The following is an 11,073-nucleotide window of genomic DNA, read 5'->3' as shown; positions in this document are numbered from 1 at the left end:
AAATGCCCATGTCATTGGGGGTGAAGGAGGGAAAATGAAAAGAATATTGGCGGGGGTACTGGCAGCAACAGTCTTTCTGACATCTTTTGATGTGTCAGGGATCAGTGTGCGTGCCCAGGAAAATGAAATCGTAAGCGAAGCTTCTTCGGAGGCTTCGTCTAAGGATTTTACAGAAGAGGCATCCGAAGAGGAGGCGTCTACTGAATACGAAAACGCCTCGGAGGAATTTTCATCAAAAGAAGAAATCTCCGACGAAGATCAGTCCATAGTTGATTCGTCATCAGAAGCTTCCTCACAGGAATTCCCTAAAGAGGAAGAACAGACTTCAGAATTACTGGGAGACTCAGAACTTTTTAGAGGAAGCGGAACCGAGTCAGATCCCTATCTTATCGAAACTTTCCAGGATCTTAAGGATATGTCTGAGTTTTTCTCTGACTATACCAGATCCAGCTGGTTTAAGCTCGTCAATAATATTACAGTAAACTCCGATCTTTCTAATCCTAGAAATAAGCTAAATCCCATACCGACTAACAATGGTTTTACTCTCGATGGAAATGGTCACACTATAAAAGGCTTGTATATTGAGGGTGATGATTCTGCTGCTCTTTTTGATGCTGCAAAAGAGATTGACAACCTCAAGATTGAGGATGCGGTTATAAAGGTAAACGAAGCCACTGCTTCAAGCGATCTATCTACGCCTGCTAGTGCTGTATTGTGCAAGACTCTTACGCAGGTTTCCAGCTGTACGCTTAAGGGTGATATCTCAGTTAATTATGTAGGAACAAACAGTTTCAGATTTGGAGGAATTGTAGGAAGTTCCACTAAAGTATCTGATTGTAAAATGCTGGGAAATATTGTCGTTGACAGCAACGGAAGTTGGGCACAGGTGGCTGGTATTGCTTTCTCTGCATCCAACTGGAATGACTATAGCGTGACTGACTGTGAAATGACAGGTAATATCACGGTGAACAACAGCAATGGTAGCATTGCAGGAATAGTGTATAATACGCAGGACATCAAAAATTGTATAACAGGAGATCCTGAGCAGGAAAAAGAATGTGTACTCAGCGTTGTATCACCTTCAGAACATCCCGAAGGAAATGTTAATGGTATAGCATACAGTGCAAGAAACTGCAGCTATTGCAAAAACTACGCGACTCTATCAGCACCTTCTTATGTAATCGGTATAACCCACTCTGCGACTACAGTAAAAAAATGTAGTAATTATGGACAATTAGATTCTGCCAGTACAAGAGTTGGGATTACATGGACTGCAGATGTTTCTGGATGCGCAAATTATGCAGATATAACGGATGAAGAACTATCTTGTTTCATTTACGGAATAATGTCTTATATCAATAATGATAAAAACTGCATTGACTGTGCAAATTATGGTAATCTTACCGGCAACAGTGTCTATGGCATAATGGAGAAAGCTTATACTCCCTCTGACGAAACAGTCCACATTAAGGTTTCTGATTGTACAAATTACGGAGCTCTTTCAGGAAGAACTGCATTTGGAATTATAGATGAAATACATGGGTACAGTGACACTGAGGTTATAGAGAGTACAATAACAGTTTCTAATTGTGCTAACGAAGGAACTATTTACGGCAAAGCTTGTGCAGCAGGTATTGTGAGAGAAGTATACTATGGTGGAATAATATCAGGATGCTGTAATCTGGCTGAAATTTCAGGAAAAACTGTGGCTGGAATCGCCATAGAGGTTTTGAGTGGTGGTATAATAACAGATTGCGTAAATAGCGGAAAATTGCAAGTGTCTCCTAATGGCGGCACAATTGGCGGAATCGTGGGGATTACAGATACTCATGTCTATCATCCTTCACGTCTTCCCGTAATCCGTCATTGCAGCAATGCCGGAACCCTGACCGGAAATGGAGATATGGCCGGTATTGTAAGGTCGTTTCATTGCGGAGAAATATCGGAGTGCAGCAACACAGGAGATATCGATGCGGGCGTATATGATGCGGCAGGTATTGTTAATCATATTCATTTAAACGAAGATAACTATACCAATACGATATCCAATTGTTATAATTCTGGAAGTCTTTCTGGAGACGATATTGGAGGTATAATCAATACTTATTCTTGCTACGAATGCAACAGCACACTCTCGGTAACAAACTGTTATAACATAGGCACCCTGTCGAAATACGATCATCGAGCATATCACATAATAGCACATCAAATTGATTCTACAGGTATTACCTTTTCCGGATGCTACTATCCTGCCACGGGGCATGGAGGAATGCATCTCGATAATGGCGAAACAGATTCCGGAATGACGCAGTGTACTGATTCACAGATGAAGACCAAGTCCACCTATGTTGGCTGGGACTTTGACTCCATCTGGTCCATGGGAAGCGGCTCTTACCTCTACCCTGTTCTGAATAACTCCGGAGAAAAGAAGTTTACCATTACCTTCGATCCGCAGAACGGGGAGGCGACAACTACCCAGGTTACTAACGGAAGGGGCAGGCTGTCATCACTTCCTCATCCAAGACGTGAAGGTATGCAGTTTGCCGGATGGTACACCCTGCCTGAAGATGGAGACAGAATCACTACTTTTACTGTTTTCTCAGAGAATACTATTATCTATGGTCATTGGAAAAACTATGACCCTGCGGATCGGGCAGCCATAAAGCCACTCTCTCCTGCAAAAGATTCTCGTACAGTCAGTTTTGTGGATGATGGCGGCTGGGTAAATCTGGAGATCTCATTTACTACAGATATCCCGGTAAGCGGCGTAAACACTGATTTTGGCACGCTCCGTCTGGTTGAATATGATACAGATACAGTAATTTATGAGACCACAGAGGATAAACTCGTAAAGATAACCTCTCAGGGCGATGGTTCGAAAGTCTATTTCAAATTCATGTATGATGGATTAAAAGACGGAACCAGATACTATATTGAGATTGATGACGGCTTCCTGGTATTTGAAGACGATACAAAATATGCGTATACAGAAAAAGGTGACTGGGTATTTAAGACCGGAAGCAGGGTATATTACCTGGAAGAAAGCGGCGCGGGAAAAGACAAGCTGCTTCCATATGTTTTCGATGTTGATGACAGCTACTTCCTGAGACCTTCTACAGAATTTAACTGGGATCTGGCACTTGTGGCCTATGGCCTTACACTGAGTGCCTTTGAAGCACATAACAATCACAGATACGAACATGGATATAACAATGTTCAGCGGACCTTTGAGAACTTCGGGTTCGAAAACTTTGCCTATAACGACTGGTACACCAAACAGCCCACAACGGATTCCATCGGAGTCAGTGCGGCTACCAAGGTTATAACAGACAGTCAGGGGGACATTACCGTAATAGCGCTTCCCATAAGAGGTGCAGGCTACGAAGCAGAGTGGTCCAGCAATGTGCTGGTTAGCAAAGACTCCTACCATCAGGGCTTTAAGAGCGCAGCTGATCAGGCAGTTAGTTTCCTGCGAAGCTACATCGTGAACAAGAACATTACCGGAAGAATAAAGGTTATGGTAATGGGCTACAGTAGGGCCGGAGGCACTGCGAATGTAGTTGCTTCACTCTTGGACGATGGTGGGCTTGATGACCTGACGCAGATTACTCTGTCCCATGAAAATATTTATGGCTTCTGCTTTGAACCTCCGGCAGTAACGACCAAGTCGACAGCAAACAGTGCAGACTATAATAATATTTTCTGCTTTATAAACCGCAAAGATCTTGTACCCAAGGTACCTTCATCTGTTTGGAAATACAGACATTTTGGCAAGACCTATTATTTTAATGATGAATCGAGTTCTTCATATTCCGCACTCTTTGGCCGATTCTTATCTGTCTATGATACGATTGCGGAAGAGAAATATGACCAGTCAGCCTTTATGGCGATTGGCAATAATGTACCAAAGACCCAGGAAAAATGGCTCGATTACCTGATAAAATCCTTAAGCGGAGCCTTATCCCGCGACAAGTATGTTGATGCTGTTCAGGGTGAAGTATGGGATATCCTGAAAAACGGACTGTCAAATATACCCTATGAAGCAAAGACAAAGTACGGCCTTGATTACTATGATCCGGAATACTTTACTCTTGCAAAGCTGGTCCTTCAGCTGGGAACTCCGAGCGCATCCTTCCTCGGCTCTTTTTCCGACGGAAATCGCTCTTTGAATCTGGGAGGATTTGGCGCTCTTATCTCATACTATAAGAACGGACTTGATAACCTTATAGCTACCTTTTCGGGGGACAGTCACAACGGAACGATTCTCATTCAGGAGCACTATCCTCTCGTTAACCTGGCATGGCTTATGGTATGCAGGGAAGAAGAATACACTAATGGAAAAGCCAAATCCCTCATCATCAACTGCCCTGTCGACGTTGAGCTCTACGACTCTGAGACAGGAGCACTGGCAGGAAAAATCATAGATGACGAAGCTGTCTATGTTGAAGGAAGTCCGGTTGTTCCCTACGTGGATTACAATGGGCAAAAGATATTCTCCCTTCCCGTTGACCGCTCCTACACAGTAAAGATTACTGCCACAGATTCCGGCGACGTCAACTACTGCCTGCTGGAGAGCGATGAGGAAGAGGGATACACCTCCCGTGTAGACTACCTGGATATCAGTGTTTCAGAGGACGATGAAATCTCAGGTACTGTCAACGAGAATGGCACATATTCTCTGAAAAAAGATGGCGCAGAATGTGCATCTGTGGTTCAGACAGACATTGCATGGAATGATGTTGATCTGATTTCCGGCGAATATGGCTCTGTTGTAGGATCCGGTACTTACATGAAGAATTCCTTTGTAATCGCCACAGCCATTCCTGACTTTGGTGCAGAGTTTGATGGCTGGTATGACACGACCGGTACCCGCGTATATGACGAGCAGGAATACCGCTTCCGTGTGGACGCAGATATACAGCTTACCGCCAGATTCAAGGAACGCGATGGCTTAACGCCTGTTATTGAGGAGAATCCCACATACACAGGCTCTGCCCTGAAGCCGGCAGTGACCGTATATGACGGCGTTACCAAGCTTACCGCCGGCAAGGACTACACCATCTCCTACAAGAACAACACCAACGCTTATACCTATACCGAATCCGATGCTGAGTTTAACGCCTCCAAAGCACCTTCTGTAATCGTCACCGGTAAGGGCAATTACAAGGGAAAAGAAACAGCATATTTCCGGATCTACCCTAAGAATATCGAGGGTACTGATGTGACGGTCGTTATCGCCGATCAGAAGGAAGACGGTAAGGCCAAGAAACCTGTTCCTGTCATAACCAGGGGCAAAAAGAAACTCAAAGCCGGAAAGGACTTTGAAGCAGCTTACCTTGATAAAGACGAAAAAGAAACTGAGTGCAAAGCTGTTGGCGAATATCGAGTTCACATTACAGGTAAAGGCAATTACTGCGGCAGAGTAGACAGCTCTTTTGCCATCTATGCAAAGGAACGTATTCAGATATCGAAGGCTAAGCTTGGAAAGATCGCAAATTCCGAATACACGGGAAGTGCCCGTGATCTCTCGGATGAGGTGGAGCTTACATACAATAAGACGCCTCTTGTAGAGGGAACGGACTATGAGATTATCTACAACGATGATCGCTGCAGCGTAGGCAAAAAGAGCATCACGATCAGGGGCCTGGGCGCTTACGTGGGATCAAGGACCGCTACTTACAACATTACCGGATGGAATTTGAAAAAGGCTGTGGTAACGAATTTCAAAACAGCCATCGAATATACCGGCACAGAGATAGTTCAGGATGCGGTGCTTACGCTGAACGGGCAGACGCTGGCGAAAGGCACTGATGAGAACGACGAAAACGGAGCTTATGTTGCTGTTTATTCAGGAAACCTCAATGCAGGAACCGTTACTGTTACCTACAAAGGCATAAACGGTTACACAGGCAGCATCAAGAAGACCTTTAAGATTACCAAGAAGGCTCTGAATAATACTGATTTTGAGCTTGTTGCAGCGCCTACTGCCCCCTTCGTAAAAGGCGGAAGCACGCCGGAAGTCACCCTTAAGTTTAAGGGAACTGACCTTGCTTTGGGAAAAGACTTCACGGTTTCCTACAAGAACAATAAGGCATTGACTACAGCAGCAACCAAGGCTAAACCTCAAGTGATTGTTACCGGAAAGGGCAATTTCAGCGACAAGCTTACAGCTGATTTTGAGATTACCGCCAGAGAGCTTACAAGCGGCGGAATCACAATGACAGCAAAAGATGTCGTGGCTACCGATAAGCCCGGCAAGTGGAAATCCGCTCCTGTCCTTGCTGATTCCGACGGAAAAGTCCTTAAGGCCGGAACCGATTATGACAAGCAGATCATCTACTATGCAAGCGGCAGCAGCGAGCCACTCAAAGATACAGATGTTGTCAACGCAGGAACTGTGATAAAGGCCGTTGCAACCGGCATGGGCTCATACACCGGCGAGATTGACACTGAGTATCGTGTGGTCAAAAAAGACATTGCCAAAGCCTCGGTCAAGGTGGCAGCCAAGACTTACACCGGTAAGCCGGTAACTCTATCTGATGCGGACCTGACCGTGACCTTTAAGAATGAACCGCTCACTTCAGCGGACTACGAGATCGATACTGCAACCTATAAGAACAATCTGAAGAAAGGCAAGGCCACTGTAGTCATCAGAGGAAAAGGCGACTTTGGCGGAACCAAGACTGTAAGCTTCACAATCGGAGCAAAGGGAATCATCTGGTGGTTCAGGAATCTATTCCAGTAAATTCAAATATCCTGTTACAACAAAAGAGGCTGTGCGATACTGCACAGCCTCTTTATCAGTAAACTCGGCGGTTATCTCATTTGCATCAGATTATCATAAGTTGGCGGGCTCAATTAAGCCGCTTGTTTTTTGCCATCACCTATATCATTTTCTGTTCTTGTGAAACCAAGTGGACTTAAACCTTTCGTAAGGGCAAGTGGGACTGCCAACTTGGCCCTTCACAACCTCCCGGGAAGCCATCACCTGCCCCACTTTCCCGAGGTAATGTCCAAATCTATCTGTATTTACGTTATAAAGTAAACTTTGGCGCAACGTAGGCGAAAACCCACAGGCTTGCCTGTGGGATGAAGCCTTTTTCTATTTTGACAAACACATAGAATAAATATATAATCTATGTATTAAACATAAAGGAAAAATACAAATGGATAATTCGAAATGCGTAGAGTATGTGAATTCTCATGTAGACGAAATTGCTAAATATGTAAATGAGTGCTTTGACCAATCAAAAGAATTCATAAAAGCAAGGCTGATTCGTCGGATAAGAGATGAATTGTCACCCACTCCAGTTCACTATGAGATAAAATATGTCTACGATCCTTATGATCATTCTGGAATACTTGTAGAAGACGGATATATTTCGCTCGAACAGACTGTAGGAGAATTTCTTGAAAACGAATATAGCGGAAATAAGAAAGCTACTTATGAAAGCGGTCGCGGTTGGAATTATCTTACATACGGCGATGAAATAAGTTACGATACATTAGATATGGCATCAGATATAATGTTTTCTGCAATACGCAGACATATTGAAAATCATTTTGGTGAAAATCTTTCTGATGATGAACTTGAAGATATTCGAGAATCCTGCAGTGATTTCGATGATATATATGTGGATTGCAAAGCCTATGATTTTTTTTGTAGTATGGGTGCTGCTGAATTTGTTGGTATTGAGGATATGCAACTTAAAGACATTGTTAAGAAAGGGAGAAATTCTAATGGCACGACCTAAAAGCGAAAATGTACAAATCAATATCTCTATCCCAGCTGAATGGAAGAAGGAACTTGAAAACCTTGCACGGATCTATTCAGTTGAGGAAGGTGAAACCGTTACTTTCCTTGATCTTATGCGCAGGGGCATTCAGGAAAAATATCAGTTAGGAGTAAGAGACAATGAGTGAGGGGCAATATCATAGTGCTTCACATTGTAAATATCTGATACAGTATCATATCATCTGGTGTCCTAAATTCAGATTTTCAGTATTAAAGGGCAATGTAGAAGATACGCTCAAACTGATACTTCAAAAAATCTGCGATGATTATAATTATAGTATCAAGGCACTTGAAGTAATGCCTGACCATATACATATATTTGTAGATGTCCCACAGACTGTTGCACCGTGCGATGTTGTTAGGACTCTTAAGAGTATCAGTGCAATAGAACTGTTTAAGGCATTTCCACAACTCAAACGATTCTATGCAAGATGCGGTGTTTTATGGCCAAAGGGATATTTTGTGTCAACAGTGGGGCATATAAGCGAAGCTACAGTAATTAAGTACATTGAGGAACAGAAAAATCATGATTGATGAAGAATATAATAAGATTCTGAAACAATACCATAAACTTTCTGACAGGCATATTTTAGTCGCTGAGACTGATATGCCTTATTTCGATGTACTTAAAGTCGTGGCTCTTTCTGATAGGATACGCAAGGCAGGTAATGAGCTTGTTGGTCTTATGAGAAAGAATTACGACCAGCTCCTGCGTACAAAGAAATATCGCAAACTACTATCATTGTATGGCGGCACAGAGGATAAGACAAAACGAAAGAATTATGCTAATCAGCTCAATGAGATGCAGAAATCATATGATGTAACATGGGATTATTGCAGAAAGTCAATGATTCCGATAGGCAAAAAGTATGGCATAGACGCTGTATTTGCCTTAACAAAAGCCGAAGATGTATGGCGTGGTATCGAAAAATGTCTTTACAGCAATGGTAATACTATTCATTTCTCAAAATATGGGGAACTGCCATGTATCCGTGCAAAGCAGATGAACCGTGGTACACCCATTTCTGTAAAGGATAACAGATTACAATTCAAACTTGGAAAGAAAGCTTTCGGGATACAGATAGCCGATAGATTCCAAATGGATGAAGTAAATGCCGTTCTGTCGTATCTTAACGAGCCAGAAATAATGGATAAAAAGGCTGTGGATACTTTACTTGAGGATGCTTATTGTATAGATACATACAGACCATGCTATGCAACTCTCGTCCCCAAAATGATAAGAGGCAAATACAGGGTATACCTGCATCTGACTATTGAAGGCAAAGCAAAACCTAAGTATGATAAGTACGGCAATCCACGCCATAAGTATGGCAAAGGTATGATAGGTGCTGATATTGGAACACAGACAGTTGCCTATACATCTGATACTGAGGTTGGTCTAAAGAACCTTTCTGAACGTGGTGACAGCATACAGACATCCGAAAGAAAAGAGCGTCTGATCTATCGTGCCATGGACAGGTCAAGAAGGGCAACCAACCCGCAAAATTATAATGAGGATGGTACTGTTAAGAAGGGGCGGAAAATCTGGAAATACTCAAATCATTATAAGAAGATGAAAGTCAGACATTCTGAGCTGTGCCGTATCAATGCAGTTAACAGGCAACTTGCAATAAATGAGGACGCTAACCACCTACGAAGTCTTGGAGAAATAATTGTAACTGAGCCTAAGAATGCAGGCAAGCTTATGAAACGATCAAAAGAGACTACCAAAAACGATAAAGGTAAGTTCAATAAGAAAAAACGTTTCGGTAAGTCTGTAAAGAACAGATGCCCCGGTGGTTTCCAGGCCACATTGGAAAGAAAATTCAAAGCCACAGGTGGAACTTATATTGAAGTCCCAAACAATTACAGGGCATCACAGTATGACCATACGGCTGATGACTATATAAAAAAGAAGCTCTCCGATAGATTGTATAAACTTCATGATGGCTCTGAAGTACAAAGAGATTGGTATTCATCATTCCTGCTCTATTGCTATGAACCTAAAACGCAAAATATAGATAAAGACAAATGTGCAAAGACTTTTGAGGCACAATACAATAAAGAAAATGCCTTAATCACCTGGATCAAGGCATATAAAATCAAGATATTAAACAGTGGAATTAACGTAATTTAACAACTAAATAATCAGGGAGATTGACTATACTTCCTTGCTGAAAAGCAGAAATTTACCGCTTTCTGATGATGACTTGTCATCAGAGTAATGTGGTCGTTGGACTGCTTGGTAATGAAAGTCCTGATTCAAACAGATTTACACTTGTAACTCCAAAGTCTGAAAATGATGTACGATTACAAGCTACGCTTGCCAATCAGAACCCCACGGGCTTGCCCGTGGGTATAGTCAGAATTAATTCAATACAGGAGGGACATGGCATGCATTTTGTTGATGCAAAAGGAATTCTGACAACCAGCGGCGGGGGCTGCGGCATGAACATTTACAGGGGCTGCACCCACGGCTGTATATATTGTGACAGCAGAAGCAAGTGCTACCAGTTCACCCATGACTTCGAGGACATCGAGGTGAAGCAGAACGCCCCGCAGCTTCTGGAGGCGGCACTTAAGTCCAAGCGGAAAAAATGCATGATCGGCACCGGCGCCATGTCCGACCCCTACATGCACTGCGAAGAGCAGCTGGGCCTCACAAGAAAGTGCCTGGAGATCATCCACAGATACGGCTTCGGCCTTGCCATTCAGACCAAATCCGACCGGATCCTCCGGGACATAGACCTTCTGGAAGCGATAAATAAAGACACAAAATGCGTGGTTCAGATGACCCTCACCACCTTCGGCGATGAGCTCTGCAGCATCATTGAGCCCAACGTCTGCAATACGAAAAGGCGCCTCGAAGTCCTTGCCAAGATGCAGGAGAGGGGGATTCCCACCCTTGTCTGGCTTACACCAATCCTCCCTTTTATCAACGACACAGAGGAAAACGTGGGCCGGATCCTGGATGCCTGCATCGAAGTTGGGGTAAAAGGCATCATGGACTTTGGCATGGGCCTTACCTTAAGAGAGGGCGACAGAGAGTATTACTACGCCGCTCTCGATAAGCATTTTCCCGGCCTTAAGAAAAGATACATCGACACCTACGGAAACGCCTACGAGCTCCCAAGCCCCAATTCCCGGGCGCTTCTTTCTCTCCTTAAAAAGAAATGCCGTGATGCGGGAATGTTCTATAAACCTGAGGACTGCTTTGGATACATGCGGGAATTTCCTGAGAAATACAAGCAAATGAGCCTGTTTGAGTTGTGAAAACG

6 protein-coding genes are annotated in these 11,073 nt (G+C 43.4%); all 6 read left to right on the top strand.

Going from position 1 to position 11,073, the window contains the following annotated elements; genetic code table 11:
• Positions 1–34 precede the first annotated feature (34 nt).
• Positions 35–6,745, top strand: a complete 6,711-nt coding sequence (locus T359_RS0113585) for an InlB B-repeat-containing protein (RefSeq protein WP_026517954.1) — start codon at positions 35–37, stop codon at positions 6,743–6,745.
• A gap of 421 nt (positions 6,746–7,166) precedes the next feature.
• Complete coding sequence (locus T359_RS0113580; RefSeq protein ID WP_026517953.1) at positions 7,167–7,754, top strand: hypothetical protein; 588 nt, start codon at positions 7,167–7,169, stop codon at positions 7,752–7,754.
• Positions 7,741–7,923 carry a hypothetical protein gene (locus tag T359_RS0113575; protein ID WP_026517952.1) on the top strand — a complete coding sequence of 61 codons (183 nt, stop codon included), beginning with the start codon at positions 7,741–7,743 and terminating at the stop codon, positions 7,921–7,923. Before T359_RS0113580 ends, T359_RS0113575 begins: the two co-directional genes overlap by 14 nt.
• Positions 7,916–8,329, top strand: a complete 414-nt coding sequence (tnpA, locus tag T359_RS0113570) for an IS200/IS605 family transposase (protein ID WP_026517951.1) — start codon at positions 7,916–7,918, stop codon at positions 8,327–8,329. Before T359_RS0113575 ends, tnpA begins: the two co-directional genes overlap by 8 nt.
• Positions 8,322–9,932 (top strand): hypothetical protein, encoded by a 1,611-nt coding sequence (locus tag T359_RS0113565; protein WP_026517950.1) that lies wholly within the window; start codon positions 8,322–8,324, stop codon positions 9,930–9,932. The genes tnpA and T359_RS0113565 overlap by 8 nt, the downstream gene beginning before the upstream one ends.
• A gap of 257 nt (positions 9,933–10,189) precedes the next feature.
• Positions 10,190–11,068 carry an SPL family radical SAM protein gene (locus T359_RS0113560; protein ID WP_026517949.1) on the top strand — a complete coding sequence of 293 codons (879 nt, stop codon included), beginning with the start codon at positions 10,190–10,192 and terminating at the stop codon, positions 11,066–11,068.
• Positions 11,069–11,073: the final 5 nt, after the last annotated feature.

The sequence above is a fragment of the Butyrivibrio sp. MC2021 genome (assembly GCF_000621605.1).
GTDB lineage: Bacteria > Bacillota > Clostridia > Lachnospirales > Lachnospiraceae > Butyrivibrio.
Note: the sequence above shows the minus strand (reverse complement) of the source record. Positions and strands in the feature narration are given on the sequence as shown.

Excerpts from the sequence above, each read along its gene's own strand:
- T359_RS0113560 (WP_026517949.1), top strand. The coding sequence starts at position 10,190 with ATGCATTTTGTTGATGCAAAAGGAATTCTGACAACCAGCGGCGGGGGC.
- T359_RS0113580 (WP_026517953.1), top strand. The coding sequence starts at position 7,167 with ATGGATAATTCGAAATGCGTAGAGTATGTGAATTCTCATGTAGACGAA.
- tnpA (WP_026517951.1), top strand. The coding sequence starts at position 7,916 with ATGAGTGAGGGGCAATATCATAGTGCTTCACATTGTAAATATCTGATA.
- T359_RS0113565 (WP_026517950.1), top strand. The coding sequence starts at position 8,322 with ATGATTGATGAAGAATATAATAAGATTCTGAAACAATACCATAAACTT.
- T359_RS0113585 (WP_026517954.1), top strand. The coding sequence starts at position 35 with ATGAAAAGAATATTGGCGGGGGTACTGGCAGCAACAGTCTTTCTGACA.
- T359_RS0113575 (WP_026517952.1), top strand. The coding sequence starts at position 7,741 with ATGGCACGACCTAAAAGCGAAAATGTACAAATCAATATCTCTATCCCA.